At 51.1% G+C, this 15,446-nt stretch carries 15 protein-coding genes; 13 read left to right on the forward strand and 2 right to left on the reverse strand.

Going from position 1 to position 15,446, the window contains the following annotated elements; all coding sequences use genetic code 11:
* Positions 1 to 5: 5 nt before the first annotated feature.
* The 4 genes from R70331_RS15000 (at position 6) to bshB2 (ending at position 2,333) form a co-directional block, all read left to right on the forward strand.
* Complete coding sequence (locus tag R70331_RS15000) at positions 6 to 749, forward strand: amino acid ABC transporter ATP-binding protein (protein WP_042176805.1); 744 nt, start codon at positions 6 to 8, stop codon at positions 747 to 749.
* A 187-nt stretch (positions 750 to 936) separates the two neighbouring features.
* Positions 937 to 1,245: a hypothetical protein gene (locus tag R70331_RS15005; RefSeq protein WP_042176807.1), complete on the forward strand. Its 309-nt coding sequence runs from the start codon at positions 937 to 939 to the stop codon at positions 1,243 to 1,245.
* Positions 1,246 to 1,293: 48 nt separating this feature from the next.
* Complete coding sequence (locus R70331_RS15010) at positions 1,294 to 1,638, forward strand: YojF family protein (RefSeq protein ID WP_042176809.1); 345 nt, start codon at positions 1,294 to 1,296, stop codon at positions 1,636 to 1,638.
* A 23-nt stretch (positions 1,639 to 1,661) separates the two neighbouring features.
* Positions 1,662 to 2,333: a bacillithiol biosynthesis deacetylase BshB2 gene (gene bshB2 / locus R70331_RS15015; protein WP_042182726.1), complete on the forward strand. Its 672-nt coding sequence runs from the start codon at positions 1,662 to 1,664 to the stop codon at positions 2,331 to 2,333.
* A 2-nt stretch (positions 2,334 to 2,335) separates the two neighbouring features.
* Here the strand turns inward: bshB2 and R70331_RS15020 are convergent, their stop codons facing one another.
* A complete protein-coding gene (locus R70331_RS15020) occupies positions 2,336 to 3,670 on the reverse strand; it encodes a uracil/xanthine transporter (RefSeq protein WP_042176811.1) in 1,335 nt (444 codons plus the stop codon).
* 132 nt (positions 3,671 to 3,802) lie between these two features.
* On the opposite strand from R70331_RS15020, the gene R70331_RS15025 reads away from it, so the two are divergent.
* On the forward strand, positions 3,803 to 4,720 hold the full coding sequence (locus R70331_RS15025; protein ID WP_042176813.1) for a LysR family transcriptional regulator: 918 nt from the start codon (positions 3,803 to 3,805) through the stop codon (positions 4,718 to 4,720).
* Here R70331_RS15025 and R70331_RS15030 read toward each other — a convergent pair.
* On the reverse strand, positions 4,662 to 6,038 hold the full coding sequence (locus R70331_RS15030; RefSeq protein ID WP_042176815.1) for an MFS transporter: 1,377 nt from the start codon (positions 6,036 to 6,038) through the stop codon (positions 4,662 to 4,664). The genes R70331_RS15025 and R70331_RS15030 overlap by 59 nt on opposite strands.
* A 112-nt stretch (positions 6,039 to 6,150) precedes the next feature.
* Between R70331_RS15030 and R70331_RS15035 the strand changes: the two genes are divergently transcribed.
* The 8 genes from R70331_RS15035 to R70331_RS15070 all read left to right on the forward strand — a co-directional run bounded on the left by R70331_RS15035 (position 6,151) and on the right by R70331_RS15070 (position 15,405).
* Positions 6,151 to 7,026, forward strand: coding sequence for a LysR family transcriptional regulator (locus R70331_RS15035; protein WP_042176817.1), 876 nt, complete (start codon positions 6,151 to 6,153; stop codon positions 7,024 to 7,026).
* A gap of 51 nt (positions 7,027 to 7,077) precedes the next feature.
* Positions 7,078 to 7,623: a GNAT family N-acetyltransferase gene (locus tag R70331_RS15040; RefSeq protein ID WP_081947627.1), complete on the forward strand. Its 546-nt coding sequence runs from the start codon at positions 7,078 to 7,080 to the stop codon at positions 7,621 to 7,623.
* Positions 7,624 to 7,705: 82 nt separating this feature from the next.
* A complete protein-coding gene (locus R70331_RS15045) occupies positions 7,706 to 9,961 on the forward strand; it encodes an ATP-binding cassette domain-containing protein (protein WP_042176820.1) in 2,256 nt (751 codons plus the stop codon).
* Positions 9,962 to 10,157: 196 nt separating this feature from the next.
* Positions 10,158 to 11,285: an ROK family transcriptional regulator gene (locus R70331_RS15050; RefSeq protein ID WP_042176822.1), complete on the forward strand. Its 1,128-nt coding sequence runs from the start codon at positions 10,158 to 10,160 to the stop codon at positions 11,283 to 11,285.
* A 286-nt stretch (positions 11,286 to 11,571) separates the two neighbouring features.
* Positions 11,572 to 12,612 carry an NAD(P)-dependent alcohol dehydrogenase gene (locus tag R70331_RS15055; protein WP_042176825.1) on the forward strand — a complete coding sequence of 347 codons (1,041 nt, stop codon included), beginning with the start codon at positions 11,572 to 11,574 and terminating at the stop codon, positions 12,610 to 12,612.
* Between the two features lie 285 nt (positions 12,613 to 12,897).
* Positions 12,898 to 13,638, forward strand: coding sequence for a metal ABC transporter ATP-binding protein (locus R70331_RS15060; RefSeq protein WP_197071488.1), 741 nt, complete (start codon positions 12,898 to 12,900; stop codon positions 13,636 to 13,638).
* Positions 13,631 to 14,473 carry a metal ABC transporter permease gene (locus R70331_RS15065; protein WP_042176831.1) on the forward strand — a complete coding sequence of 281 codons (843 nt, stop codon included), beginning with the start codon at positions 13,631 to 13,633 and terminating at the stop codon, positions 14,471 to 14,473. Before R70331_RS15060 ends, R70331_RS15065 begins: the two co-directional genes overlap by 8 nt.
* Positions 14,470 to 15,405 carry a metal ABC transporter substrate-binding protein gene (locus R70331_RS15070; RefSeq protein ID WP_042176833.1) on the forward strand — a complete coding sequence of 312 codons (936 nt, stop codon included), beginning with the start codon at positions 14,470 to 14,472 and terminating at the stop codon, positions 15,403 to 15,405. Before R70331_RS15065 ends, R70331_RS15070 begins: the two co-directional genes overlap by 4 nt.
* Positions 15,406 to 15,446: the final 41 nt, after the last annotated feature.

Genomic DNA, 15,446 nt, shown 5'->3' on the forward strand with positions numbered 1-15,446 from the left:
CGCTTATGAGCAGTATTATTGAAGTAAAAAAACTACAGAAATCCTTCGGCAGTCTGGATGTGCTGAAGCAGATTACCTTTGAAGTCAACCCCGGTGAAGTTGTAGCTGTAATCGGACCATCCGGCTCCGGTAAAAGCACCATGCTGCGCAGTCTTGTACACCTCGAAGAAATCACCGGGGGCAGTATCCTCATTCATGGCAAAACGCTGGCGGAAAACGGAAAATATGCCGGAAATGCAGTCATCAGAGACATTACCGCAACAATGGGCATGGTGTTCCAGCATTTCAATCTCTTTCCTCATCTGACGGTACGGGGAAATCTGGAGCTCGCGCCAAGAACGCTCAAGCGGGAGAGCAGCCAGATTATTGCTGCCAGAAGCATGGAGCTGCTCACCAAAGTTGGGCTTGCTGATAAGGCGGAGGTATACCCGTCCATGCTGTCAGGCGGACAGAAGCAGCGGGTAGCGATCGCCAGGGCACTGATGCTTAATCCGGATATCCTGCTATTTGACGAGCCGACATCGGCTCTTGACCCTGAGCTGACAGGCGAGGTGCTGCGGGTAATCCGGCAGCTGGCTGAGGAGAATATGACGATGATCATCGTGACCCATGAGATGAGCTTTGCCCGTGATGTGGCGGACCGGGTGTTCTTTATGGACAACGGGGAGATCGCCGAATCCGGCACACCGGAGCAGATCTTCGGCAGCCCGCGGCTGGAGCGGACACGGACCTTTTTGAATCAGGAGTAGCAATAAGCGGTTCTAAGAGAGTGCATAGCGCAGCTATGCACTTTTATTTGTCATTTTCTGCATGAATGAGCATGCATTGTTTTGACAGCGGGGACCGGGAGTGAGAAAATGTATTTTCGGGACAACGGTGACAGGACAGGAATACCGTAACTGAGCCGCTGCAGAAATTTGTTTTTGGAGGTATAACATGAATCAGCGTTTTCGTATTACCCGTTCAATGCAGGAGGACACTGTTGTACAGGCGATCACCCTGGAGGAATGCAAACAGTATTTCGCTGGAAGAGCTGACTTTTTTTATTCGCAGACCTTTAGTGTTAAAGGACCGGAGAGCACTATGACCATTGAGGGCGATTTCTTTATGTGGAAGCATGGTGAAGCAGAAATTCCTTTCCGGCTGTATTCAGGAGACCTTTATGTGGCGGTAGCTGCTGAGGCTGTCGTTCCTTTGATGATTGAGATTGCCACTGATCTTGAGGCGGATATAGTAGAAGGATAGACAGTGTAGTGCACCGTTAACATTTTAATACAACAGAAGGAGATTACTATGCAGCTGATTGAACCGCATCATATACAGTCGCGAATTAATGAGTTATCCGGACGGGATCTGTATCTTCATCTTGAGCTTACAACTGGAGCGTATGCTAACCATCTGGACAGCAGCCGCCATCCGGCATCCGCATTTATCAGTAATGCCGTTATCCGTTATACTCAGGGCTCCATCTCCGGCACCGGCCCGTACCGGATCGGGTTAAAGACCGGTCAGGGCTGGATTTATGCCGAAGGGCTTACTCATATAGATGAGCTGGATACGAAGCGTCTTATTCTGGCCGGACATGACAGCATGGGCAAGCTGGTTGTTGCACTGCAGCTGAGTCTGGAGGCGTTCTGATGAAAATGGAGGAGAAGACATTCATGAATACTAATCTAAGTGTTCAGCGCATTTTGGCTGTGCTCCCGCATCCGGATGATGAGTCCTTTGTTGCAGCGGGAACATTGGCTAAATACATAGCTGAAGGCGCACAGGTTACCTTTGCCTGCCTGACTCTTGGTGAAATGGGCCGTAATATGGGTATTCCGCCTTTTGCCAACCGGGTGACTCTGCCTGCTATCCGCAAAGTCGAATTAGAAGATTCCTGTCGGGCTATCGGTATCCAGGACCTCAGAATGCTCGGTTTCCATGACAAGATGATAGAATTCGAGGATCGGGAGCTGCTGGATGGGGCTATTATGGCATTGCTGCAGGAGCTGAAACCGGATATTGTGATTACATTCTACCCCGGCTACAGTGTACATCCCGACCATGATGCAACCGGGGCAGCTGTTGTCCGGACCATCGGCCAGCTTGCGGAGGGAGAACGGCCGGTTGTGCTCTGCAGCGCATTCTCCAGCAATCATGAGCAGATGATCGGCAGAGCAGATGTAACGGTGGATGTTACAGCGTTCCTGGTTCCTAAGATGGCTTCCATTCAGGCTCACCGTTCACAGTTCCAGGCAGCTGAGCTGGTGGGCAACCGGGTCCTGACTCAGGAAGAAATTATCAGCCGTTACGGTACTGAGCAGTTTTGGACTTACCGGTTTAGTTAAGCTTATCTGGACGCCGGCAGGCTGGGAGTCTTAGGCTCGAATTGGCTCCATGGAATAAGGTTCTCCATGACAATAGCCAGTATGACGCCAACGACCAGACCGTTGGAGGCGACCGGAGTCAGCAGCGGAGGGAAGTCAGCAAAGGCAGCTGCGGGAATATTCATGATTCCGATTCCGGTCAGTACCGGGAGTGCTACACGGTAAATCGTTTTGGAATTAAGTGCAGTGCGGCCCAGGGTATTCAGCGCCGTGCCGAACATCTGCAGGTAGGCGACAAACAGCACTGCGCTGCCGACAGACATCGGAAGCAGCGCCAGCCAGCTGCTCAAGGCCGGAATGAGGCCGACCAGCATAAGCAGGGCTGCCCCGATAATCAGAGCTGACCGGCGCAGCACCCTCGTATTCTCCAGGAATCCGATAGAGGAGGCGAATGTGCCGAACGGAATCAGTCCGAAGCAGGCACCGGCAACCGAAAACAGATTAGTGAACAGCAGCGAGCGGATATACTGCTTCTCAGTAGCTTGCTGCTGGTACAGCTTATCTGCGGCCAGCAGACTGGTTAATGTATTGGTCATGTTAACAAGCCCGGCAAGCAGGCCGACAATGACGATGCCAGGCTCAAAGGACGGCTTGCCCCAGGGCAGCCATTGCCAGACAGCCGCCGCACTTACTGCTTCGGCAGTTCCAGTGCTCCCGGAGCTGCCGAAGCAGATGACGTAGGCTATCCATCCGGCTATGATGCCAAGCAGCAGGGAGAATTGGCTAAGCTTGCCTTTGGCCTTCAAATGGATGAAGGAAACGAACAGAATGATGACGAGCGACAGTCCGGCGAGCTGCAAGTCCCATTTGCCGCCGGTGCTGTAGCCGATCATACCTTTAAAAAAGGTATTGGCCAGCTGAAAGGTAAGCAGCAGCAGATATATACCCATCACGACGGGGTTGAACAGTCGCTGCAGCAGTTTAAGAAAGCCCAGTAGTGCCAGCAGACTACCGGTTACGCCGGCCAGCAGAAAACCTCCGGTCAGGCTCGCTGCCACGGATGCAGGATTCATGCCCATCGCCGGAGCAGAAGAGATGATTCCCAATACCAGCCCCCACCAAATGCCTGCCGGACCATCCATCAGAGCATAGCGGTGCCCCCATAAAGCTTGGACCATACATAGCAGGCCGGTCAGAATAAAGGAACGCTGCATAGAAGAGGTAATGTCGCCTGCAGCCATTCCCAGCGCATGGCCCACTGACAGAGGGACCAGCACGGTATTGGTAAACAAAAAGAAAAGCCACTGCACGCCTGCGGGCAATAAGCTCAGGTGGTCTTTGTACTTGTTCCATTGCATGATTCTTTACCAGCTTTCTGCGTAAGTTTACATAAGCATGGTATCATGGAGTGAACTATATGAATAATATTATAAATATAGCAAAAGTATATGATAATCATATACTTTTCATTTTATTAAGGAGCTGAGCCTATGGATATCAGGCAGCTGCGGTATTTCATAGCCCTTGCGGAGGAACGTCAGGTCACCTCTGCGGCGCTGAAGCTGCACATGTCCCAGCCTCCGCTGAGCCAGCAGCTGAAGCTGATGGAGACGGAGCTTGGCGTGCAGCTGTTTCACCGGAACGGCCGTCAGCTGGAGCTGACTGCTTCCGGGAGAACGCTATATGAGCATGCCCTGACGATTACCCGTCTGATGGATGAAGCGAAGGCAGAAACGCGTGAAAGCGGACAGGGTATCCGCGGCAGGCTGGCAATCGGGGTGAATACCTTGTCCGATTCCCGTCTGCCCGGCGCGCTCAGCCGGTTCCGGGATAAGTTCCCGAAGGTAACGTTCAAAATCCAGCAAAATGAAACAAATACACTGATTCAGCTGGTCCGTGATAAGCTGCTTGATCTGGCAATTGTCCGTCTGCCAATTGATCTGGAGGATTTTGACTGCCTGATGCTTGGGGATGAACCCCTCTATTTTGTTACAGGTGGTACAGTCCCGGATGCGATGACCCGTTCGGACGAAAGGGTATCTTACGAGGACATTACCGGATACCCGCTGCTCCTTCCGAGTACTGAAGGATTAGGCCTGTATAACTTGATCCTGGAGCATTTCCGCTCCCGGGGACTGTCCCCGCGCATTATTGGAGAATGCTCTGACATCGGAATGCTTATCGGGCTGGTAGCTTCCGGGTTCGGTGCTTCCATTTTGCCGGAGACCTCACTAAGCAGACATGCCAGCCGGAGCATCCGCTATTACCGGATTGATGACCCGCATGCGGTATCAAGCTCTGCTGTCATCTGGCTGAAACGGCCGTTCCTGAGTAAGGCAGCTGTCAACTTTATCGGAATCCTGCGCGCAGGCGCTGCCGGTTCAGAAGGATCAGCAGAAATGCGATAGCTGTAAGAATAACGGCAAGCACCCGTAAGCCGCCGGAGCTGAGCTGCCCTCCCATGACCAGGCCTGTCAGCAGGGAAGACAGGATGGTCCCGAAATACCTTGAGGTATTGAATACACCGGATGCAACACCGATAATTTCTGGCGGTGAGCTTTGAAACAGAGCGGCCTGCAGTCCGACGCCGCTGAGCCCGCTGCTTAGGCCGAAAGCAGCCAGAGCTATGCATATGCTTGCAGCCGGGGAGCCTTCATTCATCATTACCAGCCATAGAGAACCGAACGTCATCAGAGAAGCAGACAGCATTAGAGCAGGTCCCGGCCCTGAGCGGTCTACCCAGCGTCCGGCAACCGGGGCAGCTAGAAGTGAGCATAGGCCGAGGCTTAGCATTAAAAGGCCTGTCTGGATGACACTGACTCCCCTTACCGTCTGCAGGTAAGAGGGAACTCCGAAGAACAGCGCATAGAACAGTACATTAACCAGCATGTACTCTATATTGACCCGGGTCATTGCGGGATAACGGGCAAAGGTGCGCAGGGGAATGAAGGGCGAAGCCGATTTTAGCTCATTCCATACAAAAACGGTAAGCAACCCCAGTCCGCCTATTACCGTAAGGATCTGCCATAACGCTGCGGTTCCGTAAGATTCAAAGGACAGCACACCGAGGAGCAGGGATGTCAGCCCGGCCATAAAAAGGATGATTCCCTTAACGTCCATGATTTCCAGCCATTTAGTAAACGGCAGGTCTTTAAGCAACGACGCCTCCGGATGATCCTCAGGAATACTCCTCCAGGCCAATACAAAGCCGGCAGCTGTAAAGGGAAGGTTGACCCAAAAAACGGCTTTCCAATCCCACCAGGCTATAATAACGCCTCCAACAAAAGGCCCGACTGCCGCAGCACCTGACAAAAAGACGGACAGCACAGACAAGGCAGCAGCCTGATTCTCCTTAATATGTACCCGCACAATGGCCATTCCGACTGCAACCATCATACTTGTCCCGACGGACTGGATAATACGGAAAACAATCAGCCAGCCAAATCCCGGCGAGAAGGGGGCCAGCATGGAGGCTGCAAATGCAACAACAAGTCCCGCGAGGAAAATGCGGCGGCGGCCAAACAGGTCGCTGGCTTTGCCCATAACCGGCTGGGCGATACTGCTGGCAATGTAAAAGGCAAACACTACCCAGGATACAGAAGTATAATCAAGCTGATAGACTTCCTGCAGTCTGATTAACGCAATTGAGATCATAGAAGAATTCAGCGGATTCAGCAGGACTCCCAGTCCAATTGCAATCAGTAACCACCTGCTGTTTACCTTCATATTAAAGCCCTCCCCTTAATTAATGTATAGTCATCGTATCTGAAAACCAATATTTACTCCAATGCATTTTATGTTATGATTTCAGTGACTGAAAGGAATGAAGGGAGGCGCTATGGAGCTTCTGCAACTGCAATATTTTGTAACGGTGGCCCGGTTAGAGCATGTTACCGAGGCTGCGCAGAGCCTGCATGTTACGCAATCCTCACTGAGCAGAACCATTGCCCGGCTGGAGGAGGATCTTGGTGTTCCGCTTTTCGACCGGAACGGCAGGCGGCTGAAGCTGAATGAATATGGCAGCAGATTTTTACAGCGTGCGGAGCGTGCTTTGTTTGAACTAACCCAGGGCAGGCAGGAGCTGCAATCCCTTGCAAGCCTTGAACCGGATACGCTCGAGCTCGCTGTGACCGCGGCGAGTGCGCTCCCTAATATTCTGCGGGTCTTTCGTCAAAAGCGCCCGGACATTCGTTTTCATGTCCAGATGCTGACAACCCGGGAGATGACCGACTGCCTGCAGAGGGGCGAAGTGGATTTCTGCCTGTCTTCACCAGCCTTTGAAGCGGAGGAGATTGAGACACGGATTGTATATATTGACCCGCTTCTGGTTGCAGTACCGAAGGGGCACCGGCTGGCAGAGAGGTCTGTTATCGGCCTGGCGGAACTGAAGGATGAATGTTTTGTCGGTGTCAAAAAGGGTTACGGAACCCGGGATCTGGCTGATTCCGTATGCAGCGCAGAGGGATTTACACCGCATTATGTGTATGAAGGAGATGAGCCGTCGAGGCTGATTCAGCTGGTGGAAGCGGAAATCGGCATTGCTTTTATTCCCGGAACGGCACAGGATGTACGCGGAGCGGTAAGTTATCTTCAGGTAGATAACGGCAGTCTCGTGAGAGAAATCGCTCTTCTGTGGAATAAAGGAAGATATCTTTCGCCGGCAGCCTGCGATTTCCGTGAAGTTGTAACCGGATATTTTGCCGGATTGCAGTAGGCGTATAATCTTGAGAGATTTATTATTAATATTTAGCAGGTGGTGCAGACAGTGGACAAGACAGTGGATCAGCAAATATATGTCCGTTTCCCCGAGGAAGCCGATGCTGCGGCTCTAACGGATATTTACAGGCGTAACCGGGCATTTTTCGAGAAATATTCTCCGAACGCCATTGATGAATTTTATACTGAGGAATATCAGCTTCAGCTTATTGTGAACAGCAAGTCAGACCGTGAGACAGACCGGAGGTATGACTTCGTGATTTGCCGGCGGGAGGATGGCAGTGTGATCGGCAGTGTCGGCCTGTCTTTTGTAGTGAGAGGCGCTTTACAGAGCTGCATGATCGGCTATAGCCTGGATCAGGATTACAACGGCAGGGGGTATATGACCGATGCGGTGAGCATTGTTGTGCAATACGCCTTTGAGGAGTTGAAATTTCACCGGATTACGGGGGAGGCTTCCCCTAAGAATCCCGGTTCAATCCGTGTCCTGGAGAAGGCTGGCTTCCACAAGGAAGGCATCGCTGTCCGTAATGTTAGGATTAACGGCGTGTGGGAGGACCATCAGGTGCTGGCGATACTCAATCCTGCAGATTAGATCAGAACCGGATTTCCTCCGGCAGTTAATGGTACAATACCTGTGTCTGCTGTAACTAACACCAACCGGAGGGATGCTTAATATGAGCGGGTCAAGTCAAGAGTATATCGTTATTTCAGGGGCGAGGGAAAATAACCTCAAAAATGTATCGCTAAGCATCCCCAAACGGAAAATTACAATCTTCACCGGTGTCTCCGGCTCCGGTAAGTCTTCGATTGTCTTTGATACGATTGCTGCGGAATCCTCACGGCTGCTGAATGAGAACTTCAGTATGTTCGTGCGTACCTTTCTGCCTAAATTTCCGCAGCCGGATACGGACGCTATCGAGAACCTCAGTATGGCAGTTATCGTGGATCAAAAGCGTCTGGGCGGAGGCTCCCATTCCACTATGGGGACGGTTACTGATATTTCTCCTATCCTGCGCCTGCTGTTCTCACGGGTCGGCCAGCCGCATATCGGCCCGGCCAATATGTTCTCCTTCAACGATCCGCAGGGCATGTGTCCTGAATGCAGCGGGATCGGCAGAAGATTAGGAGTCGATATGGACAAGGCGCTTGATCTGTCGAAGTCTTTGAACGATGGCGCAATACTGTTGCCCGACTATTCGGTAGGCGGCTGGGAGTTTAATATGATTGTCCAGGCCGGAGATTTTGACCTTGATAAGAAGCTAAGTGACTATACGGAAGCGGAGCTGGATCAGCTGCTCTACGCCAAGGCAAGAAAAGTAAAGATGGATTTTGCGGGTAAGGCCACCAATATTACTGTAGAGGGCGTCCTTGAAAAGTTCACCGGTAAATATATCAGGCAGGATGTCAAAATGAAGTCTGAACGAACCCAAAAGATGGTAGCCCCCTTCATTACGGAAGGAAAATGTCCGAGCTGTCATGGGGCAAGGCTCAGCCAGGCGGCACTCGGCTGCAGAATCAACGGCAGCAACATTGCGGAGCTGTCTGCAATGGAGGTTGGCCGTCTGAGCCGCGTTATTCAGGAGATCAGTGATCCGGCAGCAGCGCCTGCCGTCAAATCGCTGAACGAACGGCTGCAGCATCTGGTGGACATCGGGCTTGATTATCTGACACTGGACCGGGAGACGGACACCCTGTCCGGCGGAGAATCCCAGCGGGTCAAGATGGTGAAGCATCTCAGCGGAAGTCTGGTGGATGTTACTTATATCTTTGATGAGCCGAGTGTCGGACTGCATCCCCGGGATGTTCACCGCCTGAACGAGCTGCTGCAGAAGCTGCGCGATAAAGGGAACACGGTGATTGTGGTCGAGCATGATCCCGATGTCATCAGGGTGGCGGATCATATCGTGGATGTCGGTCCGCAGGCAGGGAGCCGAGGCGGAAATATTGTGTTCGAAGGCAGCTACGGGGGGCTGCTGGAGTCCGGAACTTTGACAGGTACACATCTGAAGCGCCCGCTGCAATTGAAGCAGCAATTCAGGCAGGCAAGCGGAAAGCTGCCGGTTAAGGATGCCTCGCTGCATAACCTGCAGAATGTCTCTGTCGATATACCTGCTGGAGTGTTAACGGTGGTTACCGGAGTTGCCGGGTCAGGTAAAAGCACATTGATTAACGATGTATTTCTAAGCCTGCATCCGGAGGCTATTGTGATTGACCAGTCATCTATCGGTGTATCCACCCGCTCCAATCCGGCAACCTATACCGGCATCATGGATGATGTGCGCAAAGCATTTGCCTCAGCCAATAAGGTCAGTCCCGGCTTGTTCAGCTTCAATTCCAAGGGGGCCTGCGAGAATTGCCAGGGACTCGGTGTGGTGTATGCCGACATGGGAATTCTGGATACAGTGAAGCTGCCTTGCGAGGTATGCGGGGGAAGACGGTTCAAAGAAGAGGTCCTTGCTTACACGCTGAACGGCCGGTCGATTGCTGAAGTGCTTGAGATGACTGTGGAGCAGGCACTGGAGTTCTTTGAACTGAAGGAGGTACGTCGGAAGCTGCAGGCACTTAGCGATGTCGGCCTGACCTATATTACGTTAGGCCAGCCGCTCAGCACTCTCTCAGGCGGTGAATGCCAGCGTATTAAGCTGGCCAGTGAATTGCATAAGCAGGGAAGCATCTATGTGATGGACGAGCCGACGACCGGGCTGCATATGTCTGACATCGGCCATCTGCAGGAGATGCTTGACCGGCTGGTGGATGCCGGCAATACTGTGATCGTGATTGAGCACAATCTGGAGGTTATCAGCCAGGCTGACTGGATTATCGACCTGGGGCCGGACGGCGGCAGCCGGGGCGGACAGATTGTGTACGAAGGTACACCTGACCGGATTGCGGAAGCCGCAGAGTCCATTACCGGTAAGTACTTGCATTAGATGAATTGGATAGCCCCATCTGAACCGCTTTTTTCCGCTGGCGGCTCAGATGGGGCCATTTTGCGCAGGAATAACATTGATCATGTCCGCTCCATCTTTGGACCACTCCAATTCATTGCAAGTCCGGTTAAAGATGTATTATGATGAATGCAGCATATTATGGAAATACATTTATAAAAGCCGGAGGATTTGTTATATGGCAGCACAGCGCTTGAATAGCATGGACGTAAAAAAAATGAACCGGAATGCCATATACCGTTACCTGTATTATAATCCTTCGACTTCCATTCAGGAGATTGCCTCGGCAGTGAACCTGAGTCTTCCAACGGTTACCCAGAATCTCAAAGAGCTGCAGGAACGTGAGCTGATTATGGAGACAGGGTTGTTCGAATCCACCGGGGGACGGAAGGCGAAGGCCATGGCCTGCAACAGTGAGGCTAAATTCAGCATCGGGCTGGATGTGACCCGGAACCATGTTGGAATTGTTGCTATTGATCTCAGCGGAAGGATCGTGAAGAATGTCCGTCACCAATATCCTTTTGCCAACAATGAGGTTTATTTTCAGGGAGTGGGCAGGCTGGTAGGAGATTTCATAGCCGAGTGCGCCATTGACCCTGGCAGAATCCTCGGTGTTGGCATTGCACTGCCTGCAATTCTCGAAGCAGACCGCCAGACGGTAAGCTATGCCACGGTCATTGATTTCGAAGGGGGGAATGTCCGGCAGTTCGCCGGGCATATTCCGTACCCATGTGTACTGAGCAACGATGCCAATGCAGCCGGATTCGCCGAATTGTGGGGGGAGCAGGACTTGAATAATGTTGTCTATCTCTCTCTGAACAACAGTGTGGGCGGCTCCATTATAGTTGATAACCAGATTTATGCCGGCCAGAATCACCGCAGCGGTGAATTCGGCCATATGACGATTGTACCTGGTGGACATACCTGCTACTGCGGGCAGAAGGGCTGTATGGATGCTTATTGCTCGGCCAAAATCCTATCAGACAGCACACAGGGCAGCATCTCTGAATTTTTCCGGCTGCTGCGCACAGGTCATGAGCCGCAGACGGCCCTTTGGGAAGAATATCTTGTCTATCTCGTGGTGGCAATCAACAATCTGCGGATGCTCTACGATTGCGATGTCATTCTGGGCGGCTACGCCGGGGCTTACATGGAAGAGTACATCGGTACCATTCAAGAATTGTTAGCTGGTAAGAACACCTTCGAAGCGGACGGCTCCTATCTGCGGGTCTGTAAATACAAGCTGGAGGCCACAGCAGTAGGTGCTGCACTGGAGCTTGTGTCCGGGTTTATTGATAATATCTGATCACTTAGGTCTCAGCAACAGCAGAAATGTACCGGAATAACGGTGCAGTCTGCTGCGCATGGGGCTTTTTTGTGTTTATTTTACAGCAGGAATTGAATCCGGTTACATCTATATTGGATTTTTGTTGACTTCAAAGTAATTCTGGATATAATCTTATTTAATATGTTTTATAAAAGTATATTAGTAAAGAACGCGGAATAGGTAATAGCTTATCTCAACATAGCGTATTGCTTGCGAAAGCCGAAGCGTTGGAAGTTATAGTCTAATATATGGAGGAGAAATCATAATGAAGAACAGAGCCTTTTATATGACCGGACTCAAGAAAATGGAAATGAGAGAAATAGAGATGCCGGTGCCAGCGGAGGGCGAGGTTATCGTCAAGCTGGAATATGTGGGCATTTGCGGCTCGGATGTGCATTATCTGGAGCATGGCCGGATTGGTGATTTTGTGGTTGAGGGGGATTTTATCCTGGGTCATGAATGCGCAGGCAGGGTGGTACAGCTTGGCTCCGGGGTCAGGCATCTGAAGGTCGGAGACCGGGTAGCCCTGGAGCCGGGAATTACCTGCGGCCAATGCGAGTTCTGCAAGAGCGGGAAGTATAATCTGTGTCCTGATGTCGAATTCCTGGCGACCCCGCCATATCACGGCTGTCTGGTGGACTATATCGCATTCCCGGAAAATATGGCGTTCAAGCTGCCGGACAACGTGTCCTCGGAAGAAGGAGCACTGGTGGAGCCACTGTCCGTAGGACTGCATGCCGCCTCCCAAGGGGGTATCAAGCTGGGTGACCATGTTGTGATTCTGGGTGCAGGCTGTATCGGGCTGGTTACGCTGCTGGCCTGCAAAGCCTTCGGGGCTACGGATATCGTCGTGGTCGACATAATCGGGAAACGGCTGGAAGCGGCCAAGCGCCTCGGCGCTACGCAGGTTATCAACGCCAAGCAGGAAGATGTACTCGAAGTAATCGCTGCTCTGACTGATGGACAGGGGATGGATAAAGTAATCGAAACGGCTGGCAGTGAGCATACGGTGAAACAGACACCATATCTGGTCAAACGGGGCGGCAGTATAGTACTTGTAGGCCTTGCGGCTAAGGATATCATAGACTTTGATTTCATGCAGATTATGTTCAAAGAGGCGGACATAAAGTCGGTCTTCCGCTACCGCAACCTGTATCCCGCCGCAATCGGCGCGATTTCAGGCGGAAAAATCAACGTTAAAGGCATCGTTACACACAAATTCAGCTTCGAAGAATCCCAGAAGGCGTTTGATTTTGTCATCGGCAACAAGGAAGAGGTTGTTAAGGCAGTCATTAAAATGGGATAATCCCGGACTTATTACTATTACTACTGTGCATCTGCAAGCCCAGCCGCCTGATCGACGGACTGGGTTTTTTTGAGCTGAAAAATCCAAAAAATTTAAAATAATGTTGACAAATTTCTTTGGGTTAAATATATTGTACCTAAGAATAAAAGTTTCCCGAAGGAAACAAAAGTTGTTCTATGAAAAAAAGTTAACAATAATGAAAATGTTTGTCCATCATAAACAAATGGATAGACGGGGCAGAAAACTACATAAAACCCTAATCTGGAGACAGGAGACGATACTGTGATTGAGATCAACAATTTGAACGTGGATTATTTCGGCAATCCGGTTCTGGAGAGCATAGATCTGAACATCCCTTTGGGTTATTCAGTCGGCATCATCGGGCCAAACGGCGCAGGTAAATCAACCTTTATCAAGGCGCTGCTGGAGGTTGTCAAAAAACGGAGCGGCTCCGTAAAGATTGAGGGGACGGATATATCCGGCTGGAAGCGGCGTATTGCCTATGTACCTCAAAAAAATGATATTGACCTGACCTTTCCGATCACGGTACGCAACACAGTGCTGACCGGTACTTACCCGGGCTTAAAGCTCTTCCGGCGTCCAGGCAAGAAAGAATTGGAGACCGCGGAACGTTGCATGGCTATGGTGGATATCAGTGATCTGGCGAACAGGCAGATCAGCAATCTGTCGGGGGGCCAGCTGCAGCGGGTCTTTATAGCCAGGGCGCTTGCCCAGCAGGCAGAGCTCTTTTTTCTGGATGAACCGTTCGTCGGGATTGATCTGGTCAGTGAGACCATCATCGTCAAGCTGCTGAAGCAGCTCCGCGAGGAAGGCAAGACAGTACTAGTTGTGCATCATGACCTTCATGAGGTCGAGGACTATTTTGACAAAATTATTATTCTCAACAAAAAGCTGATTGCCTTTGGAGATGTGAAAGACACCTTTACAACTGAAAATATCCGTAGTGCGTATGGGGCTTCCCTTGGCAATGTAATGATTAAAGGGGCAGGTGACGGCCATGATTAACGCTCTATCGGGCTGGCTGGATATTCCGGTCTATGCGCTTAATGCCGGATTGTCTGCGGTGATTCTGGGTATTGTGTCGGGGGTGCTGGGCAGCTTTATCGTACTCCGCAAAATGTCGCTGATGGGCGACGCCTTATCCCATGCTGTCCTTCCGGGAGTGGCACTGTCGTATATTCTGGGGATCAACATTCTGCTTGGTGCATCTCTGTTCGGACTGCTGGCAGCCATTCTGATTCAATTTATAACCAGCCGCAGCAATATCAAAAGCGATACCTCGATCGGCATCATTCTCAGCTCCTTTTTTGCACTCGGTATTGTCCTGATTACCTTTGCAAGAAGCGGCCTGGACCTGACTCATATTCTGTTCGGCAATATTCTTGCAGTTCCGCAGTCGGAGCTGACCCAGTCCTTTATCATCATGCTGGTGGTTATCGCAATGATTACCCTGCTGTACAAAGAGCTGCTGATCAGCTCCTTTGACCCGGTGGTCGCCAAGGCCTATGGACTGAGAACAGGCTTCTATCATTATCTGCTGATGACACTCCTGTCGGTAGTGACGGTATCCTCCTTATCACAGGTTGGGATTGTGCTGGTTATTGCGATGCTGGTCATACCGGCAGCCACCTCGTATTTATGGACGAAGACGCTGTTTCACATGATTCTGCTGGCTTCGGCAGCCGGGGCGGTATCCGGGATAGCCGGTGTAATCATTAGCTTCCGTTATAACCTGCCTACAAGCGCCACAATTGTTCTGACCGGAATGGCACTGTTTGTGATCTCCTTTATTTGTTCGCCTAAAAACAATTTCCTGGGGAAAGGATTGAAAACAAAATGAAAAAAATGCTTCTGCTTCCGCTGTCACTGTTGCTCCTGCTGCTTGCCGCCTGCTCTAATACAAATACTAATACTGCCACGGGGGGAGAGGGAGAGGATAAGCTGCAGATTGTAGCGACTTATTCGATCATCGCGGATATGGCAAGAAATATTGCCGGCGATAAAGCGGAGGTATACAGTCTTGTACCTGTCGGAACGGACCCTCACATGTATGATCCGCTGCCTGCTGACACCAGCAAGGTTTCGGGAGCAGACCTGATCTTCTATAACGGCTTGAATCTGGAGACAGGCAAGGGCTGGTTCCAGGATCTGCTTGATGTGACGAACAAAACAGATGTTTCGTTTGCCCTGACGGATGAGGTGGCACCAATCTATCTGACGGAAAAAGGCAAGGAAACGCAGGTTGATCCCCACGCCTGGCTGGATCTGCAGAACGGGGTCCGTTATGCTGATGTCCTGACTAAACGGCTGATCGCAGCCGACCCGGACAACGAAGAATACTATCTCAGTAATCAGGAGGCTTATGTACAAGAGCTGAACGAGCTGGATCAGTATGCAAAGGATGCAGTACAGCAGATTCCGCAGGATAAGCGTATTCTGGTGACAAGTGAAGGGGCGTTTAAATATTTTTCAAAGGCTTACGGGCTGGAATCCGCCTTCATCTGGGAGATCAACACCGACAGTCAGGGAACACCGGAGCAAATGAAGCGGATTATTGGAATCATTGAAGACAACAGTATTCCTGCACTGTTCCTGGAGACGAGTGTCAATCCAAAAACAATGGAGACGATTTCCGCGGAAACGGGAGTGCCGGTTCACTCCAAGATCTTCACGGATTCAGTTGCCAAGGAAGGTGAAGAAGGAGATACCTACCTGGGCATGATGAAGTGGAACATCGATAAGGTTGTTGAGGGCTTGTCAGGGAAGGAATAAATAACAATTCTTGTAAAACAAACAAGACCGCCGGGTGACCG

The organism is Paenibacillus sp. FSL R7-0331, from assembly GCF_000758645.1.
In the GTDB taxonomy this organism is placed as follows: domain Bacteria; phylum Bacillota; class Bacilli; order Paenibacillales; family Paenibacillaceae; genus Paenibacillus_AQ; species Paenibacillus_AQ camerounensis.